Raw genomic sequence first — 18,457 nt, 5'->3', positions numbered from 1 at the left:
CGATGAGCGCGCCGCCCGCGATCTCGCTGCGCGGCATCTCCAAGCGCTTCGGGGCGGTGCAGGCCAACGACGCCGTTGACCTCGACGTCGCCGAAGGAACGATCCACGGCATCATCGGCGAGAACGGGGCGGGGAAGTCGACCCTCGTGTCGATCCTCTCCGGCCACTATGGCGCCGATGCGGGCGAGATCGCGCTCTTCGGCGAGAGCGTAAAGCTCGCCTCCAGCGCCGACGCGATCGCGCGCGGCATCGGCATGGTGCATCAGCATTTCATGCTGGTGCCGAACTTCACGGTTCTCGAAAACCTCCAGCTCGGCTTTGCGAAGACGCGGCTCTTGAAGGCCGGCCGCAAGGATCTCCTCGCCCGCATCGCCGCGATCTCCAGCGCCTATGGGCTCGAGGTCGATCCGTTCGCCGTCGTCGAGCGCCTGCCGGTCGGCCTGCAACAGCGGGTCGAGATCGTGAAGGCGCTGATCGGCGGGGGCCGCATCCTCATCCTCGACGAGCCGACCGGGGTGCTGACGCCCGACGAGACCGACCGCCTGTTCGAGAGCCTCGGCGTCCTGAAGGCGAAGGGCGTCACGATCCTCCTCATCACCCACAAATTGCGCGAGGTGATGGCCGTCACGGACAACGTCTCTGTGATGCGGCGCGGCAAGATGGTCGCCCATCGGCAAACCGCGCAGACGAACCGCGAGGAACTCGCCGAGCTGATGGTGGGCCGGGCCGTCCGCCCGGTGCGCAATGTGAGCCCGTCGGCGAACGGCGAGGTGGTGTTGCAGGTGGAGCGTCTATCGGTCCGCGACGAGACCGGGGCGGAGCGGCTGCGCGAGGTGTCCTTCGACCTGCGGGCGGGTGAGATCCTGGGCGTTGCGGGTGTCGCCGGGAATGGCCAATCGGAGCTTCTCGCGATGCTCGCCGGGCTGATGCCGCCGGCTGCCGGCACGGTGCGCATCGGAGCGCGGGAGATCGGCGCCGCGAGCCCGTCGGATCCGGCCGAGATGCGAGCCCTCGGCCTCGCCCACGTGCCGGAGGACCGGCGGCGCGAGGGGCTCGTCCTCCCCTTCGCGATGCGCGAGAACGCCGTTCTCGGCTATCTCGACGAGGCGCGCGCCCGCCGTCCCTGGATGATCGACCGGACCCGGATGACGGGCCGCTGTCAGGCCCTGATGGACACCTTCGACGTGCGGCCCGCCAACCCGGCCTTGCGCGCGGCGGGTTTTTCGGGCGGCAATCAGCAAAAGCTCGTTCTGGCGCGCGAGCACGGGGCCTCGCCGCGCATTCTCCTCGTCGGCCAGCCGACGCGCGGGGTCGATGTCGGCGCGATCGAATTCATCCACCGCCAGCTCCTCGCGCTGCGCGAGGCGGGGTGCGCGATCATCCTCGTCTCGGTCGAGCTCGACGAGATCTTGGCGCTGTCGGACCGTATCATGGCGATGAATGGCGGCCGCATCGTCGGTATCGTCGACGCGGCAGAGGCGGACCGCCAGTCGGTCGGCCTGATGATGGCGGGCGTTGCCCATCCCTTGCCGACGGGAACGGCCGAGCCCGTCTATCGCGACGAGGCGATCCTGTGACGACGCCGTTGCCGCGCTGGGCCGACCTGTTGGTGATCCCGCTCCTCAACCTTCTGCTCGCCTTCCTGGTCGCCGGTCTCGTGGTTGCTCTCATCGGAGAAAATCCGTGGCGGGCGCTGACGGTGATGCTTCAGGGGGCGTTCGTGTATCCCGGAAGCCTCGGATACACGCTCTATTACGCGACCAATTTCATCTTCACCGGCCTTGCGGTCGCGGTCGCCTTCCAGGCGCGGCTCTTCAATATCGGCGGAGAAGGGCAGGCGGCGATCGGCGGGCTCGGCGTCGCGCTCGTTTGCCTCGCGCTCGATCCCTATCTGCCGGTCGTCCTGGTGATCCCGCTCGCGATCCTCGCCGCCGCGATATTCGGGGCGGGTTGGGCCTTCCTGCCGGGCCTCCTTCAGGCAACGCGCGGCAGCCACGTCGTGATCACCACGATCATGTTCAACTTCATCGCCGCCGGGCTCCTCGTGGCGCTCCTCACCGGCGCGTTGATGCGGCCCGGCCAGTCGACGCCGCAGACCCGCAATCTCGACGCGCTCCTGCCGAAGGTGCACGAGATTTTGCGGGCGGTCGGCATCGACGCCGCGCCGTCGCCGCTCAATGTGTCGATCGTCATTGCGCTTCTCGCCTGTGTCGGCGTGTGGCTCCTCGTCTGGCGCACGCCGTTCGGCTTTCGCGTCCGCACCCTCGGCGAGAGCGAGCCGGCGGCCCGTTATGCCGGCGTCGCGGTGCCGCGGACCGTCATCGTCGTCATGTGCATTTCGGGGGCGCTCGCGGGGCTGATGGCGATCAACGAGGTGATCGGCGCGCAGGGCAAGCTCGTCCTCAATTATACCGCGGGATATGGCTTTACCGGCATCGCGGTCGCCCTGATGGGGCGGAGCCATCCGGTGGGGATCGTCCTCGCGAGCCTCCTGTTCGGCGCGCTCTATCAGGGCGGCACCGAGCTCTCCTTCGAGTTCGACACGATCGACCGGGAGATGGTCCTCGTCATCCAGGGGCTGATCATCCTCTTCTCCGGCGCGCTCGCCTTCATGCTGGAGCGCCCGCTCGCCCGCCTCTTGACGCCGCGCGCGAGGCTCGCCCATGGCTGAAGCCTGGCTCGACCTCATGCAGATCCTCGCGAGCACGCTGCGCCTGTCGGCGCCGCTGATCTTCTGCGCGATGGCGGGGCTCTTCTCGGAGCGGGCGGGGGTCGTCGATATCGGCCTCGAGGGCAAGCTGTTGATGGGCGCCTTCGCGGCGGCGGCCGCGGCGAGCGCGACGGGTTCGCCCTGGCTCGGCCTGTTCGCGGCGATCGCGGCGGGAATGGCGCTCGCCCTCGTCCATGCGTTCGCGTGCGTGACGCACCGGGGCGACCAGATCGTGAGCGGCGTCGCAATCAACATCCTCGCGTCCGGCCTCACGGTGGTTCTCGGAATCGCGATGTTCTCCCAAGGCGGGCAGACGCCGCCTCTGTCGCGGCCCGAGCGGTTCGGCGACATCACATTGCCCTTCACCGAGACGTTCGCCGACATTCCCTATTTCGGCCCGTTTTATGCCGAGCTTCTGAGCGGCCAGAATCTCCTCGTCTATCTCGCGATCCTTGCGGTGCCGATCACGGGCTTCGTCCTCTTCTCGACGACCTTCGGCCTCAGGCTCCGTGCCGTCGGGGAAGCGCCCGAGGCGGTGGACAGTGCGGGCTATTCGGTCGCCTGGCTGCGCTACCGGGCGGTGCTGATCGCGGGGCTCCTGTGCGGCATTGGCGGGGCCTATCTCTCGATCGCCCATGGCGGCGGCTTCGTGCGCGAGATGAGCGCGGGGCGCGGCTATATCGCGCTCGCCGCGCTCATCTTCGGCAAATGGAAGCCGGTGCCGACGCTGTTCGCGTGCCTGCTGTTCGGCGTTCTCGAAAGCACCGCCTCGCGGCTTTCCGGCGTCGACCTTCCGGTGATCGGCGAGATCCCGGTCGAGGTGATCCTCGTCGCGCCGTACGTGTTGACGGTGATCCTCCTCGCCGGCTTTTTCGGGCGGGCGATCCCGCCTCGCGCTCTCAGCATCCCTTATGTGAAGGAGCGCTAGGGGGACGGCGCAAAGTGTGGGCCCGATCGCGGGGCGCGGGCGTCAGAGGCGGGGCGGTTCCGCACCGCGTCCGCGCGACGCGTTGAGGCGCAGGCGCGGAACGGGCGTCAATGCGAGGAAGCCCGACGCGATCGCGATGCCGCTGAGGATCGCGACGAGGCCGACGATCAACGCCGGGCCCACCGCCTCGCCGAGAAGGGCGAGGCCGAAAATCGAGGCCGTGATGGGATTGAGGGCGACCGATACGGCGACGAGCGTCGGCGAGGTGCGGCCGAGCGCATAAGCCCACAAGAAGAAGATCAGCGCGCCGCAGACGATCGCAAGATAAAGGTTGGCGACCCATTGGCCCGTGTCGAGCGCGGCGAGATCGCCGAAACCGCCGGAGACCAGCGAAGCTGTGACGAGGACGGCCGCGCCGATCCCCATGCCCGTCGCCGCGAAGGGGATGGGGCCGGAGCGGGCGATGAAGGGGCGCGAGAGCACGTTGTAGAGCGCCATGCACACCGCGCCCGCGAGCATCAGGAGGTCGCCGCGCCAGGCGCCGTCCGGCGCGAGCGAGGCATTGACGCCGAGCGCGAAGACGACGCCGCCCATCGCGATCATCACGCCGACCAACTTACGCGCCTTCAGCGCTTCGACGCGCAGGACCGCGCCCGTCACCATGGTGAGGAGGGGCACAGTGGACAAAGCGAGCGCGGCCCGCGCCGCGGTGGTGAAGATCATCGCCGCGTTGAAAAGGATCGGAAAGAGGCCGAAAAGGAGAAGGCCGAGCGCCGCCGTCGCCCCCCAGTCCCGTCGGGACGGCCAGCGTTCGCCGCGTCCGAACGCGATCAGCAACAGAAGAACGAAGCCGCCGCCGAAACGGACCGCGCCAATCGTGAACGGGTCGAGGGCGTCGGCGAGGTAGCGCGTCGCGCCGACCGCGGTGCCGCCGAGTGCGCTCGCGAGCATCGCCGCGAGAATGCCGAGGAGTTCCATGGTGCCGTCCGGGTTCGTCACCATCCGTGATAGGCGGCGCGGCGTCCGAACGGAATCGAATTAATGCAATCGCCTTGATAAGATCTCGCAATGAAGAGCGCGAACCTCGACCCGGAACTCTTGCGCGCGTTCGTCGCCGTGGCCGAACAGCGGTCGTTCACGCGCGCGGCGGGCCGGCTGAACCGCACCCAGTCCGCGGTGAGCCTTCAGGTCCGCCGTCTCGAACAGCGCATCGACGTCGCCCTTTTCGAGCGGTCGACCGCGCACGTGCGTCTGACGGCAGCCGGGGAGGGGTTCCTCCTCGATGCCCGCCGGATCCTGGCACTCGGCGAGGAGGCGCTCGCTCGGCTCTCGCCGCAGCGGGTCGTCGGCCGCGTGCGGCTCGGCGTGATGGAGGATTATGGCGCGGCGGTCCTTCCCGGCGTGATCGCGGCCATCGCGACGCGGTTTCCCCTCGTCGAGATCGAAATGGAGATCGGCCTGACGCGGCGCTTTCTCAAAGGGCTCGGCACACGGTTCGACGCCGTCCTCGCGATGCACCCGGAGGGCGTCGAGGAGGGGGATTTCATCTGCCGCGAGCGGCCGGTCTGGGTGGCCGCGCCGGACCGGGCCGTCGAAGAGCGCGATCCGCTGCCGGTCGCGCTCTCGCACCCGGACTGCCTGTTCCGAGAATGGGCGATCGAGGCCCTCACCGCGAGCGGCACGGCCTGGCGCCTCGCCTTCGTCAGTCCGAGCCTTGCCGCCGTCGAGGCGATCGTGCGCCAGGGGCTCGCGGTGACGATCGTGAAGGAGGGGATGATGCCGGCCGGCCTGCGCCGGATCGAGCCGCCCGGCCTGCCGCCGCTCCCCGGCGCCGAGATCCGCTTCCACCGGGCGCCGAGCCTCGGCCCGAACGATCGCCTCATCGTCGACGCGGTCGCCGATCGTCTGCGCGCGGCATGGCCGGGCGGGGGCGAGGTCCGCACGATGTGACCGGCGCCACCGCGCCCGGCCTCGGATCGTCACACAACCGATTGGACATTTTGGCATTTTGTCGGCCGACGGCAATTGATCGAGATTGCGGTCCGCGGCAAGTTTAACCACTCGACCGCAGCCCACGCGCTTTTCGCCGATATTCCGGCCTCGAAAAGGATAGTCTCGATGGAGCTGGATCCCGTCGTCCTCGCCCGTCTCCAGTTCGCGTTCACGGTGACGTTCCACATCATTTTCCCGTCCTTCACGATCGGGCTCGCCGCCTGGATCACGACGCTCGAGGGGATGTGGCTGAAGACCCGGAACGACCGCTATCACGATCTCGCCCGGTTCTGGACCAAGGTGTTCGCCGTCTCGTTCGGCATGGGCGTCGTGTCGGGTATCGTCCTGTCCTACCAGTTCGGCACCAACTGGAGCCGCTTTTCGGAAGTCACCGGCAACGTCATCGGCCCGCTGATCGGCTATGAGGTGCTGACGGCCTTCTTCCTCGAGGCGACCTTCCTCGGCGTCATGCTGTTCGGCTGGGACCGGGTCCCGCCTTGGCTGCATTTTTGCGCTTGCCTCGCGGTCGCCGTCGGCACCACCGCGTCGGCCTTCTGGATCCTATCTGCCAACAGTTGGATGCAATTTCCGACCGGGCACGAGGTGCGGGATGGGATCGCCTATCCGGTCGACTGGCTGAAGATCATCTTCAGCCCGACCTTTCCGACACGGCTCGGCCACATGGTCGTCGCGGCCTATATCACGACGGCGTTCGTGGTGTTCGCCTCGGGCGCGCGGTGGATGCTCGCCGGGATCGCGCCCGAGAACGCCAAGACGATGCTGCGCATGAGCCTCGGCATCCTCATCGTGCTCGTGCCGTTGCAGGGGTTTTTGGGCGATGCCAGCGGCGAGAACACCCTGAAATATCAGCCGGTGAAGGTCGCCGCGATGGAAGGGGTCTGGGGCTCGGAGGAGGGCACCGAGGGGCCGCTTCCCTGGGTCGTCTTCGCCTGGCCGAACGAGGCCGAGGAGCGCAACGACTACGAGATCGCCATTCCCTATCTCGGCAGCCTGATCCTCACCCGTTCGCTCGACGGGACGATCAAGGGGCTGAAAGAGTTTTCCGAAGACCTCCGGCCGACCGTCGCGATCCCCTTCTTCACCTTCCGCATCATGCTCGCGATGTGGGGCATCATGATGCTCGCGGTGATCACCGGCGGCTATCTGTGGTATAAAGGCCGCCTCTTCGACAGTCGCACCTATCTGAGATTGGCCCGGTTTCTGTGGCCGATCGGCTTCATCGCCGTTCTGGCGGGCTGGTACACCACCGAGACCGGGCGGCAACCCTGGCTCGCGACCGGCATCCTGCGCACCGCGGACGCCGTTTCCCCCGTCTCGGCGGGCGCCGTCCTGACGTCGCTCATTCTCTTCGTCGTCGTCTACGGCATCGTGTTCTCGGCGGGCACCTACTACATCAACCGCCTTTTGAAGGTGGGCCCACACGTCCGCACGAAGGGCGAAGACGAGGACGTCAGCGGCCGCCGGCCGCTCTCGGGCGCCAAGGACGTCGGACGCGAAGTCATCGAGGCTGGGGAGTAGGCGATCATGGAAACCCTCTGGTTCACCTACTATCTGCCGCTGATCTGGGCCGCTCTGATCGGCGTCGCCGTCGTCCTCTACGTCCTCCTCGACGGGTTCGATCTCGGGATGGGGATCCTCTTTCCCTTCACCAAGGACGAGGCCGAGCGCGACCAGATGATGAGCTCCGTCGCTCCCTTCTGGGACGGTAACGAGACGTGGCTCGTGCTCGGCGGCGGCGGCCTCTGGGTCGCCTTTCCGCAGGCCTTTGCGATCATCATGCCGTCGGTCTATCTGCCGATCATCTTCATGCTGCTCGCGCTCGTCTTTCGCGGCGTGGCGTTCGAGTTTCGCTTCGTCTCCAAGCCCAACCATCGCAAATGGGATGTCGCGTTCGCTCTCGGCTCGACCGTCGCCGCGTTCTGTCAGGGGATCGTCCTCGGGGCGATCGTCTATGGCGTGCCGGTGGAGGATGGGCAGTTCTCCGGCGGCAGCTTTACCTGGTTCCACCCCTTCGCCCTCCTGTGTGGGGTCGGTCTCGTGGCGGGCTACGCGCTCCTCGGCTCCGGCTGGTTGATGATGCGGACGGAGGGTGAGCTCGCGGCGAAGGCCAAGCGCTGGGGCCGGCCATTGGTGATCGCGCTCCTCGCCTTCATCGTCGCGGTCTCCGTGTGGACGCCGCTCGCGATCCCGCCGATCGCCGACCGCTGGTTCCGCTTGCCGGAATTCCTCTACCTCCTGCCGGTCCCGCTGCTCACCGCGGGCTTTGCATGGCTCGCCATTCGCGGGGTGGAAAAGGGCAAGGGGCCGCAGACCTTCCTGTCGACGGTGGCGCTCTTCGTTCTGTGCTTCGCGGGCCTTGCGATCTCCACCTTCCCCTATCTCGTGCCGCGAAGCGTGACGCTCTGGGAGGCGGCGGCGGCCCCGGAGAGCCAGCTCTTCCTCCTCCTCGGCGCGGTGCCGATGGTGCCGATCATTTTGATCTATACCGGCTTCGTCTATTGGACCTTCCGCGGCACTCTGAAGCCGGGTGAGGGCTATCACTGAGCCGATCGTCCGACGGACGAGGCAGAACGGCGCCCGATCGGGGCGCCGTTTTCATGCGGACCGGCATTCCGCCACGCGCCGCACGATCACTTTCTGCCCTTTGTCGGCTTGGTCCCTTGACTCGGGCACCCAAATTTTTGTGGTCTCCCATATCCAACGTCAATTTTCGTTCCGCCTTGCCCTGCGAGGGGAAACGTCACGTTGAATGGCCGTCTTCTCCGTTCATGAACGCCAGCGTCGTTGGTTGCGGAGTGAATAGGGGGGATCACTTGATCCACATTTCTTGTCTTTATCGCCGATGGGCGGGCGTCGCGGTGGCGATCGCACTGATTATTCTATCGATCGACGCAAAAGTCCTCGCGCAAACACCGGGCGATGCGCCGAACGTCACGACCGAAACGGCGGCGGCTCCGACGAGCGCCGATGCGCCCGACGTGCGGCCCGTCCGCACGGGCAGCCCGCGCCTCACGATCGAATCGTTCGAGTATCTCGCCGCCGCCCTCGAAGGCGAGGTGTTCGCCTATCGGCAGAACAAGACCAGCGCCCGCCTCGCCGACATCAACACGCTGTTCGACCAGCTCCTCGCGCTGATCGATCTTGCGGAGGTGCCGCCCGCCTCGCGCCGCGAGGTGGGGATGACGACGGCGCTCGCGCTTCTCGATATAGTGACCCGTGTCGGGTTGCCGTCGCTCCAGTCGATCCCGGACGCCAACGCGTTCGCCGACGATCCGACCGCGACATGGCGCATTCCGGAGACCTCGCTGCGGCTCGTGCGCCTCGACGATGGCCCGCGGCAGGGCGAGTTCCTGTTCTCCGCCGCCACGGTCCGCACCGCGCCGCGCTTTGCGAGCACGCTCGATGGTCCGATGGAGAGCGACCTCTCTTTCTCGAGTTGGAGCCGGGGATGGCCGCAGATCACGGGGACGATGATCCCCGCCGAATTCGTTCGCGCGATGCCGGACGATTTGCGGATGCTCTGGCACGTCACGCCGCGCTGGAAGACCTTTGCGGTGTTCGGCTCCGTCTTGATCGCGGCGGTCGTGCTCGCGCTTTTCACCCGCGCCGTCTGGCCTAGCCCCACGGCCTCGCGCACGGTGCGGTTGGCGCGCCGCTTCATTCCGCCGATCGTCACGCTCGTCGTGATCGGCGCTCTCGGCCGCTTCTTCGACAATCAGCTCGTTCTGTCGGGGGCGTTCGCGAGCTGGGTCGCGACAGTGGCGGTGGTGTTGAGTTATTTCACGCTCGCTTGGCTCTTCTGGGTCGCGGTGACGGGGGCGTTCAACTGGGTGCTGGGTGCGCCCGGCGAGTCCCGGCAGACGCTGAATGCGAGCCTCATCACGCTCGGCGCGCGGATCCTGGCGCTCTTCGGCGTGCTCGTGATCCTCGGGGCGGGCGCGACCCGGCTCGGCCTTCCGGTCATGAGCGTCGTCGCCGGTCTCGGTGTCAGCTCCCTCGCCGTGGCGCTCGCGGTCCGGCCCTCGCTTGAAAACCTCATCGGCGGCGTTGTCCTCTTCGCCGACCGGCCGGTGCGCGTCGGCGATTTCTGCTCGTTCGGCAGCTACATGGGCACCGTCGAAGCGATCGGCATCCGCTCCACGCAGATCCGCGGGCTCGACCGCACGCGGATCTCGATTCCCAACGCGAAATTCGCGGATATGGAGATCATCAACTGGGCCCAGTGCGATCAGATGCTGATCAACGACACGATCGGCCTGCGCTATGAGACGGGCCCGGACCAGCTCCGCTATGTGCTCGGCCAGCTCCGGGCGATGGCGCACGCCCACCCCCGGATCGCGAGCGATACGATCCGCATCCGCTTCGCGGGCTATGGCGAATCCGCCCTCAATATCGGCATCCGCATCTACGCCCAGACGCGCGAGTGGAACGACTTTTACGCGATCCGCGAGGACATCTATCTGCGCGTCAACGAGATCGTGCACGAAGCGGGCACCGACTTCGCCGTTCCGGCCTCGCGCCTTTATATGAGCCGCGATGCCGGGCTCGATGTCGTGCGCACCGATCACGCGAAGGAAAAGGTCGAGACATGGCGCGAGGCGGGAACGCTGCCGTTCCCGTTCATGTCGCAAGATCAGGTCCAGAAGGTCGCGGGCACGGTGCCCTATCCGCCGCTCGGCTCTGTCGATCTCGGCGAGGAAGGGGCGGTCCGCCGCCGCGCCGAGCACCTGTCGGGCGATGTCGAGCCGATCGAGGACGCCGAAATCGAAGAGACGCAGCAAGAGACGCTGGTGCGTCAGAGCTGACTTTGCGGGACGGGGCCGGCGCCTTCGCGCGCCCGTTCCGTCGTCCGCCGCGCTCGGGCCTTTTCGCGCCGCCCGAGCCCGTCACGCCCTAGCGGCGTCGACACGCGCATCGGGCCTCGATCCGAACGCGCCGGCGCGTCATGCACCCCCCAATCGCCACCGCGACGCTCACCGGCGCACCGTCAGGCCGGGCGATGACGCTCGCCGCCCATTGGGCCGGCCGATCAGTCCATCCACGGGCAGCGACGGTGTCGGACCGCAACTGTTGTATCTTCAAATGTATCAGGCGATATAATAGCGCTGCCGCCGTCGCGGCCGGAGCGAAATCATGGGACGAGCGGCGGATACGGCGTATGCCGCGATCAAGGACAAGATCGTGCGGGGGCAACTCACCCCGAACACCGCGGTCGACGAGACGGAAATGGCGGCCGAGCTCGGCATGAGCCGGACGCCGGTGCGTGAGGCGCTGCTGCGCCTTCAGGCCGAATCGCTCGTCGAGATCGCGCGGGGGCGGGGGATCCGCGTCCTGCCGATCTCCATCGTCGATATGCGCGAGGCCTATCAGGCGATCTCGGGGCTCGAGATGGTGGCCGTCCAGCTCCTCGCCGAGAAACACCCCGACGCGGCGACCCTTGCCCCGCTCGACGAAGCGGTGCGGCGCATGGAACGGGCGCTCGAGGCCGACGACGTGATGGGCTGGTGCGACGCGGACGAGGATTTTCACCGGCAACTCATGCACCTGTCCGGCAACCGGCGTCTCGCCGCCGTCGGCTGCCAGCTTCGCGACTTCGCCCGCCGCGCCCATGTCGTCGCCGTCCGTCTGCAGAGCGCAGAATATAAGCGCAGCTCGACCGACAACCACGCCGCACTCGTCGCCGCGCTCCGGTCGGGCGAGTTCACCCTCGCCGTCGACAAACATCTCGTGCAGCGAAGGCGCGGCGAGGATGCGCTGGTCGGCGCGGTGGAAGCCATGAATTTCAGCGCGCTCTGACGCGCGACACACGAAGGATCCTCCAACCATGGACAAGCTCTTCACCCTCGACGGGACGATGGCGATCGTCACCGGCGCGGCCAGCGGGATCGGTGCGGCGACGGCGAAGATGCTGGCCGGCGCCGGCGCGACGGTCGCCGTCCTCGACCGGGACGCGGAGCAGGCGCAGGCCGTCGCGGGGGAGATCGACGGCGCGTTCGCCGTCGTCTGCGATGTCGCCGATGAGGCCTCGGTCGAAGCGGCGGTCGCCACCGTCGCGGCGCGCAAGGTGCCGGGCGTTCTCGTCAATTGCGCCGGCATCGCGATCCGCGAGGCAGCGGTCGATCAGAGCCTCGAGAACTGGAACAAGGTCGTCGACGTCAACCTCACGGGGAGCTTCCTCACCTCCCGCGCGGTGGCCCGCATGATGATCGCTGCCGGGACGAAGGGCAGCATCGTGCAGACCGGGTCGATCATGTCGCTCTCCGGCGGCGGGGTCTATCCGAACATTTCCTATCAGACGACGAAGGGCGCGATCGTGAACATGACGCGCGCGCTGGCGGTCGAGTGGGCACCGGCGGGGATCCGCGTCAACGCCGTCGCGCCGACTTATGTGCGCACTCCGTTCATCAAGGCGCTGCTCGGCCAGCCCGAGGTGATGGCGAAAATCACCGACATGACGCCCCTCGGCCGCCTTGCCGAGCCGGAGGAAATCGCCGCCGCGATCCTGTTCCTCGCCTCGCCCGCGGCCGGCATGGTGACGGGCCATATGCTGCCGGTCGACGGCGGTTTCCTCGCCCAATAGGTCCGTTGCGCGCCGCCGGGGGCGGCGCGATCCAAACCGTTTTCTGAACGCCGCACCTCACGGGGTGCGGCGTTTTTCTTGCGCTATACCTCTTGATATATTTAAGGGTATATGCCTTGCTGCAGCCACCCGGAAGATCGACCGACAAAGGCCGGCAGGGAGGAAACTGCATGAAAATCGCAATGGTGGGGGCGGCCACGGCATGAAACGCCCGACGCTCGAAAACGGAGCCGTCGGCTTCGTCGGCGACGTGATCGAGGCGGCCGCGGGCCTTCTCGCCGTCGTCCTCTTCGCGCTGATGATCGTCGTCGTCTCCTACGAGGTCGTCATGCGTTATATCTTCAACGCGCCGACCTTCTGGTCGGGCGAGCTCGCGCGCTGGGCGATGGTGTGGCTGGCGCTCATCGGCCTCGCCCTCGCGGTCCGCCATCTCGACAATATCCGCGTCGACGTGATCGCCGAGGTCGTTCCGAAGCCGTTCCAGGTGGCGATGGCGGTGCTGCGTTATGTGTTCGCGGCTGCGTTCGCGCTGGTGATGCTCGTCTATGGCGTCCGCCTCGTGCGCCTCAACGCCACGCAGATCAGCCCCGGTCTCGAATGGCCGGTCTCGATCCTCTATCTCGCGCCCACCGTGTCGGCGGCGATGATGCTCTATTTCCTCGCCGAACTCGCGCTGCGCCGCGAGATCCGGCCCTTCTGAACGAGGCGGCAGCATGGAACTCGCCATCCTCGTCCTCACGCTCGTCGTCACGCTGGTCATCGGGCTGCCGCTGCCGATGTGCCTTGCAGGCGCCTCGCTCGCCGCGCTGCTCGCGATCGGCGACCTGCCGCTCGGCATGATCCCCCAGCGCTTCGTCGCCGGCATCAACTCCTTCGCCTTCATGGCGATCCCGTTCTTCCTGCTCGTCGGGCAGATCATGAACGAGGCCGGCATCACGAAGCGCATCATCGCCTTCTCCAACGCGCTCGTCGGGTCGTTGCCGGGCGGGCTCGCGCAGGTGAACGTCCTCTCGTCGATGTTCTTCGGCGGCATTTCGGGCTCGGCGACGGCCGACACGGCCTCGATCGGCTCGATCATGATCCCGGCGATGAAGCGGGAGGGCTATTCGGGGCCGTTCACCGTCGCGCTCACCGCCTGCTCGTCGACCTGCGGGCCGATCATTCCGCCCTCGATCACGCTGATCCTCTACGGGATCATCGCGGAGGTCTCGATCACCCAGCTCTTTCTCGGCGGCTATGTGCCGGGGCTGATGCTCGGTCTCGGCTTCCTCATCATGACCTATGTGATCTCCAAGCGGCGCAATTATCCGGTCTATGCGCGCGCTTCGTTGTCGGAGATCGGGCGGACGGCGCGTTCGGCGTCCTGGGCGATCGTGCTGCCGTTCCTGATCATCGGCGGGCTTCTTCTCGGCTTCTTCACCGTGACGGAGGCGGCGGCGGTCGCCGTGGTCTACTCGCTGTTCGTCGGGATCTTCATCTATCGCGATCTCAGCATCGCCGCTCTGCCGCGCATCCTCTTTGAGACGGCGGTGCGGGTCGGCGCGCTGATGACCGTGGCGGCGGGCGCGCTGGTGTTCGCCTGGGTGCTCACGATCCTCGAAGCGCCGCAAATGGTGGCGGAATGGATCTTCGCGATCTCCACCAACACCATCATCATCCTTCTCCTCCTCAACATCCTCTTCCTCGTGATCGGGATGTTCATGGAGGCGAAGGCGGCGATGCTGATCCTTTTGCCGGTGATCCTGCCGGTGCTGCCGGAGCTCGGCATCGATCCGATCCATTTCGGCGTCGTCGTGGTGTTCAACCTCCTCGTCGGCCTCGTGACGCCGCCGGTGGGGCTCTGCCTCAATCTCGCGGCGAAGATCGGCGACGTGCCGCTCAACAAAGCGGCGGCGGCGGCGCTGCCTTTCATCGCCGTCCAGCTCATCGTGCTGTTCCTCATCACCTACATCCCGGGCCTCGTGCTCTGGCTGCCGGAGCTCGCGCGCTGATGGCGCGCGGCCGGATCATCGACGGGGCCAAGCCCCGCGAGCGGACCAACGGGGCGCAGACCCCGCAACACGGAGGATTCCCCATGCGATTGACGACCTTGTGCGCCGTCGGCCTCGTCGCCTTCGGCACGAGCCTCGCCCACGCCGAAACGCTGCGTCTCGGCCACGGGCAGGACCCGTCCGACCCGGTCCATACCGCGTCGAAGAAATTCGCCGAGGCGGTGTCGGAGAAGACCGGCGGGGCGGTCGATGTGCGCATCTTCCCCTCGTCGAGCCTCGGCGACTATCAACAGATGCAAGAGGCGCTGCAGCAGGGCGGCATCGACATCGTGATCGAATCGATCGGCACCCTGTCGCGCTACCATCCGCTCGCGGGCGTCGAGAGCATGCCCTACCTCTTCGACGATGCCGCGCATTATGCCGCCGTCTGGAACGGTCCCGTCGGCGAGGAGCTGAAGGCGACGATCGCCGATGAGGCGAATTTCCTCGTCCTCGGCCACATGTATCGCGGCGCCCGTCAGCTCACCTCGAGCCGCAAGATCGAAACGATGGACGATCTCGCCGGCCTCAAAATGCGCGTCTCGCCGATGAAGGAGCGTCTCGTGACGTGGCGCACCTTCGGGGCGAGCCCGACGCCGATGTCGTGGTCGGAGGTCTTCACCGCGCTCCAGCAAGGGGTGATCGAGGCGCAGGAGAACCCCCTCGCGACGATCCAGTCCGCGAGCCTCGACGAGGTGCAGGACTATCTCATCCTCACCTCGCACATGGCGAACGGCTTCACCTTCCAGTTCAACGCCGATCGGTTCGAGGCCCTCGACGCTGAGACCCAGACGGCGCTGCGCGAAGCGGCCGACGAGGCGTCCGCTTGGTATAACGACTACATCACCGAGGAGGAGGCCGCGATCCTCGCCGACCTCGAGAGCAAAGGGATGACGGTGATCGAGATCGACCGCGCGCCCTTCCGTGAGAAGGCCGACGACGTCGTCGCCGAGTTCCCCGACCTTGCCGATTGGTACCGCCGTATGGTGGCCGCCGACTGAATCTCCCGGCCCCGGCGAGGCCGGGGCCGTCCTTCAACCGACCCCTGAAAGGGAACACGTATGAACACGACCACGCCGAAGACCCGATACGAGATCGCGGTCGTCGAGGGTGACGGCATCGGGCCGGAGGTGTGCCAGGCCGGCCTCAAGGTCATCCAGACTGCGCTCGGCGACAGCGGTAAGCTGAACTTCAAGGAGTACCGCGCCGGTGCCGAGCTGTGGAAGGAGACCGGCGTTTCCTTCCCCGACGAGACCTTCGCCGCGTGCCGGGACGCCGACGCCGTCTTCCATGGTGCGGCTGGCCTGCCGACGGTGACGGCCGCCGACGGGACGGAACCCGGCCTCGATTTCGGCCTCCAGCTCCGCTTCCGGCTCGACCTTTACGCCAACATCCGGCCGATCAAGCTGCACCCCGGCGTGACGTCGGTCCTGCGGGATTACGAGCCGGGCCAGATCGACTATGTGATCTTGCGCGAGAACACCGAAGGCTTTTACGCCGCCCGCGGCGGCGGCAATATCGTGCGCGGCAAGATCGCGAGCGACACCTCGATCATCACGCGGGAGGGGACGGAGCGGATCGTGCGCCGTGCCTTCGAGCTTTCGCGCAGCCGCAACGGCGCGCCGCGCGACGGCAAGCGGCGCGTGACGGTGTGCGACAAGGCGAATGTCCTGCGCAGCTACGCCTTCTTCCGCGCCGTCGCGAAAGAGGTCGCGGCCGACTACCCGGACATCGAGCTCGATTTCGCGCTGATCGACGCGATGACCGTCCACCTCGTGAAGCGGCCGGATTTTTACGACGTGATCGTCACCGAAAACATGTTCGGCGACATCATCTCCGATCTCGGCGCGGCGACGGTCGGCGGCATGGGCATGTCACCGACCGCCGAGGTGGGTGATCATAACGGCTTCTTCCAGGCCGCCCACGGCTCCGCCCCCGACATCGCGGGCCAGGGGATCGCCAACCCGATCGGCACGATCCTCTCCGGCGGGCTGATGCTCACCTGGCTCGGCGAGCGGCACCGCGACAACGCGCTCATCGATGCGGGCGCACGGATCGACCGGGCGGTCGGCAAGGTGATCGAGAACCCGAACCTCCTGCCGGGCGATCTCGGTGGCACGGCCACGTCCGCCAAGATCACCGACGCGGTGTGCGAGGCGCTCGCCGCCTAAATGAGTCGCGACGGGCCCCTTCGGCCCCGCGCATCATGATCGGGCCGCGGCCGGCAAGGGCCGCGGCCTTTTTTTCGTCAGGTCGTCGCACCGTCGAGAAGGTCGGCGACGGTCGTGAGCGGCGCCTCGTGGAGGGCGTGGAGCGTCACGCCGCCGACCTCGATCGCCGGAAAGAGGCGGCGCACCAGAGGGTCGTGGCCCGGAATGACATTCTCGGGCCGGCCCGCGATCGCGAGAATGCGCTGGTAGGTGGCGAGCGTCTCGGCGAGGTCGATGGTGATCGCGAACGGCTCCATCTTCATGAAGTTCTCGTAGAAATGAGAGCCGTCGGAGGCGAGGAGGATGCGCCCGCGCGCCGTCTCCACCGTCACCCCCTGAAGCCCGCGACTATGGCCGGGGAGGGGGACGAGGCCGATCCCCGGAAACGGGTCCGCCGCGCCGTCATGGAAGACCACGCGCTCGGCATAGATGCGGCGCACCACGGCGACCACATCCTCCACATCGAAGGGAACGCGCATCACCCCGTGCCCCATCGAGCGGCCGGTGGCGTAGGCGATTTCCGCGTCTTGCAGATGGATCGCGGCGTTCGGGAACGCGTCGAGGCCGCCGGCATGGTCGAAATGGAGGTGGGAGAGGATCACGTCGTCGATCGCCTCCGGCGCGATGCCGATCCGGGCGAGCGCCTCGGGCACCACATGATCGAGCTTGCGCTTGCGCTCGCGCGCCGCCCGCTCGCCGAAGCCAGTGTCGACAAGGAGGGTGCGCGCCTCGTTGCGCACGATCCAGACGAAATAATCCGTCGGCATCGGCCCGTCATGGTGGTCGTGGCGCATGAAATTCTCGCGCCGGCGCCGCGCGGGCTGGCTCGCATAGCGCAGCGCATACACCTCGTGGAGTGGTGCGGCGAGCGGTGAGGGGGGGAGCGTATCGGTCATCTGACGGGGATCCGGTTGGAGGCGGGCGGCAGGTTCGTCGCGAAGACGATTTGCATGGAAAGGGTCGTATCCTCGAGATCGCGCTCGAGGGCGGCGAGGGCGGTGGCGATCATCGTCTCGGCGCGCTGGGTGAGGACGGCGTCCATCACGCCGCGTGTCAGCATGTCCCGCGTGTCGGCGGTGAGGCCGTGGCCGATAAAGGCGATGCGGCGGCCGGCCTCGCAGAGCGCGGCGCCGATCCCCTCCGACGAGCCGCCGGAATTGTAGATCCCGACGAGATTCGGCTCGCGCTCCAACAGCCGCTCGACGAAGCGTCGATTGCGGCCGCGATCGTCCCGCCCTTCGAGCGGGCCGGCGAGGCGGACCCAGGGCGCATGGGCGGCGAGATAATTCTGAAAGCCCGCCTCCCGCTCGGCATGGGCGCGATAGGTGCGCGTCGCGGCGAGGAGGGCGAGGGTTCCGGGCCGGTCGGGCCGATCGAGACCCGCAAAGCGGGTGAGGAGCATTGCGGCCGTGCGCCCCGCCGCCTCGTTGTCGATGCCGACAAAGGCGTGGCGGCGCGAACCCGGCACGTCGGTCACGATCGAGACGATCCGCTTGCCGCGCGCCACGAGACGGTTCACCGCCGCCGCCACCATCGGCTCGTCGATCGCCATGAAGGCGATGCCGTCGGCCCAGCCGGCCGCGTCCTCGAGCGCGGCGACGAGGGCCTTGCCGTCGAAGGCCGGCACGAAGCGACAGCGCATGTTCACATTGTGATGGGTGCGGGCGGCGATCTCCCGCGTCGTCGCGCCGAGGCTGACGAGATAGGGATTGCCGCCGCGCGGCAGCAGGACGGCGACCTTCATCGCTTCGGGGCGGGAGAGGAGCGTCGCGTCGTTGGGGCTCAAATAGCCGATGCTCTGGGCCGCGATGAGGACGCGCTCGCGCGTCACGCGGTGGACGCCCGCCCGCCGGTTGAGCACGCGATCGACCGTCGCGAGCGAAACGCCGGCCGCGAGGGCGACGGATTTCATGTCGGGGCGCCGGCCGGCGGACACCTCAGATTCCATCAGAATTCCCGCATTGCACCGCACGAGCGAAAGCGTAG

The 18,457-nt window shown here is 67.4% G+C and carries 16 protein-coding genes; 13 read left to right on the top strand and 3 right to left on the bottom strand.

Annotation, left to right across the window (positions count from 1 at the left end; genetic code table 11):
• Nucleotides 1-2 precede the first annotated feature (2 nt).
• Genes L1787_RS14315 through L1787_RS14305 form a run of 3 tightly spaced genes read left to right on the top strand, consistent with a single transcriptional unit; the run spans nt 3 to nt 3,638 of the window.
• The gene (locus L1787_RS14315) at nt 3-1,577 is read left to right on the top strand and encodes an ABC transporter ATP-binding protein (RefSeq protein ID WP_235709520.1); all 1,575 of its coding nucleotides are present in this window, start codon (nt 3-5) and stop codon (nt 1,575-1,577) included.
• Nucleotides 1,574-2,671, top strand: coding sequence for an ABC transporter permease (locus L1787_RS14310; protein ID WP_235709519.1), 1,098 nt, complete (start codon nt 1,574-1,576; stop codon nt 2,669-2,671). Before L1787_RS14315 ends, L1787_RS14310 begins: the two co-directional genes overlap by 4 nt.
• On the top strand, nt 2,664-3,638 hold the full coding sequence (locus tag L1787_RS14305) for an ABC transporter permease (protein ID WP_235709518.1): 975 nt from the start codon (nt 2,664-2,666) through the stop codon (nt 3,636-3,638). Before L1787_RS14310 ends, L1787_RS14305 begins: the two co-directional genes overlap by 8 nt.
• A 42-nt stretch (nt 3,639-3,680) precedes the next feature.
• Here the strand turns inward: L1787_RS14305 and L1787_RS14300 are convergent, their stop codons facing one another.
• The gene (locus L1787_RS14300) at nt 3,681-4,616 is read right to left on the bottom strand and encodes a DMT family transporter (protein ID WP_235709517.1); all 936 of its coding nucleotides are present in this window, start codon (nt 4,614-4,616) and stop codon (nt 3,681-3,683) included.
• 90 nt (nt 4,617-4,706) lie between these two features.
• On the opposite strand from L1787_RS14300, the gene L1787_RS14295 reads away from it, so the two are divergent.
• From L1787_RS14295 to L1787_RS14250, 10 genes are all read left to right on the top strand, one after another.
• Nucleotides 4,707-5,588, top strand: coding sequence for a LysR family transcriptional regulator (locus tag L1787_RS14295; RefSeq protein ID WP_235709516.1), 882 nt, complete (start codon nt 4,707-4,709; stop codon nt 5,586-5,588).
• A 168-nt stretch (nt 5,589-5,756) separates the two neighbouring features.
• On the top strand, nt 5,757-7,169 hold the full coding sequence (locus L1787_RS14290; RefSeq protein ID WP_235709515.1) for a cytochrome ubiquinol oxidase subunit I: 1,413 nt from the start codon (nt 5,757-5,759) through the stop codon (nt 7,167-7,169).
• Between the two features lie 6 nt (nt 7,170-7,175).
• Nucleotides 7,176-8,195, top strand: coding sequence for a cytochrome d ubiquinol oxidase subunit II (gene cydB, locus L1787_RS14285; protein WP_235709514.1), 1,020 nt, complete (start codon nt 7,176-7,178; stop codon nt 8,193-8,195).
• Nucleotides 8,196-8,464: 269 nt separating this feature from the next.
• A complete protein-coding gene (locus L1787_RS14280; protein ID WP_235709513.1) occupies nt 8,465-10,456 on the top strand; it encodes a mechanosensitive ion channel family protein in 1,992 nt (663 codons plus the stop codon).
• 328 nt (nt 10,457-10,784) lie between these two features.
• Nucleotides 10,785-11,447: a GntR family transcriptional regulator gene (locus L1787_RS14275; protein ID WP_235709512.1), complete on the top strand. Its 663-nt coding sequence runs from the start codon at nt 10,785-10,787 to the stop codon at nt 11,445-11,447.
• Nucleotides 11,448-11,475: 28 nt separating this feature from the next.
• Nucleotides 11,476-12,231: an SDR family NAD(P)-dependent oxidoreductase gene (locus tag L1787_RS14270; protein ID WP_235709511.1), complete on the top strand. Its 756-nt coding sequence runs from the start codon at nt 11,476-11,478 to the stop codon at nt 12,229-12,231.
• 202 nt (nt 12,232-12,433) lie between these two features.
• On the top strand, nt 12,434-12,931 hold the full coding sequence (locus L1787_RS14265; RefSeq protein ID WP_235709510.1) for a TRAP transporter small permease: 498 nt from the start codon (nt 12,434-12,436) through the stop codon (nt 12,929-12,931).
• 13 nt (nt 12,932-12,944) lie between these two features.
• Nucleotides 12,945-14,222 (top strand): TRAP transporter large permease, encoded by a 1,278-nt coding sequence (locus tag L1787_RS14260; RefSeq protein ID WP_235709509.1) that lies wholly within the window; start codon nt 12,945-12,947, stop codon nt 14,220-14,222.
• A gap of 83 nt (nt 14,223-14,305) precedes the next feature.
• Nucleotides 14,306-15,262, top strand: coding sequence for a TRAP transporter substrate-binding protein (locus L1787_RS14255; protein ID WP_235709508.1), 957 nt, complete (start codon nt 14,306-14,308; stop codon nt 15,260-15,262).
• Between the two features lie 60 nt (nt 15,263-15,322).
• Nucleotides 15,323-16,432, top strand: a complete 1,110-nt coding sequence (locus L1787_RS14250) for an isocitrate/isopropylmalate dehydrogenase family protein (RefSeq protein ID WP_235709507.1) — start codon at nt 15,323-15,325, stop codon at nt 16,430-16,432.
• A 77-nt stretch (nt 16,433-16,509) separates the two neighbouring features.
• Here the strand turns inward: L1787_RS14250 and L1787_RS14245 are convergent, their stop codons facing one another.
• Nucleotides 16,510-17,367, bottom strand: a complete 858-nt coding sequence (locus L1787_RS14245; RefSeq protein WP_235709506.1) for an N-acyl homoserine lactonase family protein — start codon at nt 17,365-17,367, stop codon at nt 16,510-16,512.
• The gene (locus L1787_RS14240) at nt 17,364-18,419 is read right to left on the bottom strand and encodes a LacI family DNA-binding transcriptional regulator (RefSeq protein ID WP_235709505.1); all 1,056 of its coding nucleotides are present in this window, start codon (nt 18,417-18,419) and stop codon (nt 17,364-17,366) included. The genes L1787_RS14245 and L1787_RS14240 overlap by 4 nt, the downstream gene beginning before the upstream one ends.
• Nucleotides 18,420-18,457: the final 38 nt, after the last annotated feature.

Source organism: Acuticoccus kalidii (assembly GCF_021556395.1).
GTDB classification, from domain to species: domain Bacteria; phylum Pseudomonadota; class Alphaproteobacteria; order Rhizobiales; family Amorphaceae; genus Acuticoccus; species Acuticoccus kalidii.
This window is presented reverse-complemented; position numbering and strand designations above follow the sequence as displayed.

What these genes read in the sequence shown, in the direction of transcription:
- L1787_RS14245 (WP_235709506.1), bottom strand. Translation starts at nt 17,367, where the DNA reads ATGACCGATACGCTCCCCCCCTCACCGCTCGCCGCACCACTCCACGAG.
- L1787_RS14305 (WP_235709518.1), top strand. Translation starts at nt 2,664, where the DNA reads ATGGCTGAAGCCTGGCTCGACCTCATGCAGATCCTCGCGAGCACGCTG.
- L1787_RS14255 (WP_235709508.1), top strand. Translation starts at nt 14,306, where the DNA reads ATGCGATTGACGACCTTGTGCGCCGTCGGCCTCGTCGCCTTCGGCACG.
- L1787_RS14295 (WP_235709516.1), top strand. Translation starts at nt 4,707, where the DNA reads ATGAAGAGCGCGAACCTCGACCCGGAACTCTTGCGCGCGTTCGTCGCC.
- L1787_RS14240 (WP_235709505.1), bottom strand. Translation starts at nt 18,419, where the DNA reads ATGGAATCTGAGGTGTCCGCCGGCCGGCGCCCCGACATGAAATCCGTC.
- L1787_RS14300 (WP_235709517.1), bottom strand. Translation starts at nt 4,616, where the DNA reads ATGGAACTCCTCGGCATTCTCGCGGCGATGCTCGCGAGCGCACTCGGC.
- L1787_RS14315 (WP_235709520.1), top strand. Translation starts at nt 3, where the DNA reads ATGAGCGCGCCGCCCGCGATCTCGCTGCGCGGCATCTCCAAGCGCTTC.
- L1787_RS14290 (WP_235709515.1), top strand. Translation starts at nt 5,757, where the DNA reads ATGGAGCTGGATCCCGTCGTCCTCGCCCGTCTCCAGTTCGCGTTCACG.
- L1787_RS14275 (WP_235709512.1), top strand. Translation starts at nt 10,785, where the DNA reads ATGGGACGAGCGGCGGATACGGCGTATGCCGCGATCAAGGACAAGATC.
- cydB (WP_235709514.1), top strand. Translation starts at nt 7,176, where the DNA reads ATGGAAACCCTCTGGTTCACCTACTATCTGCCGCTGATCTGGGCCGCT.
- L1787_RS14260 (WP_235709509.1), top strand. Translation starts at nt 12,945, where the DNA reads ATGGAACTCGCCATCCTCGTCCTCACGCTCGTCGTCACGCTGGTCATC.
- L1787_RS14265 (WP_235709510.1), top strand. Translation starts at nt 12,434, where the DNA reads ATGAAACGCCCGACGCTCGAAAACGGAGCCGTCGGCTTCGTCGGCGAC.
- L1787_RS14250 (WP_235709507.1), top strand. Translation starts at nt 15,323, where the DNA reads ATGAACACGACCACGCCGAAGACCCGATACGAGATCGCGGTCGTCGAG.
- L1787_RS14270 (WP_235709511.1), top strand. Translation starts at nt 11,476, where the DNA reads ATGGACAAGCTCTTCACCCTCGACGGGACGATGGCGATCGTCACCGGC.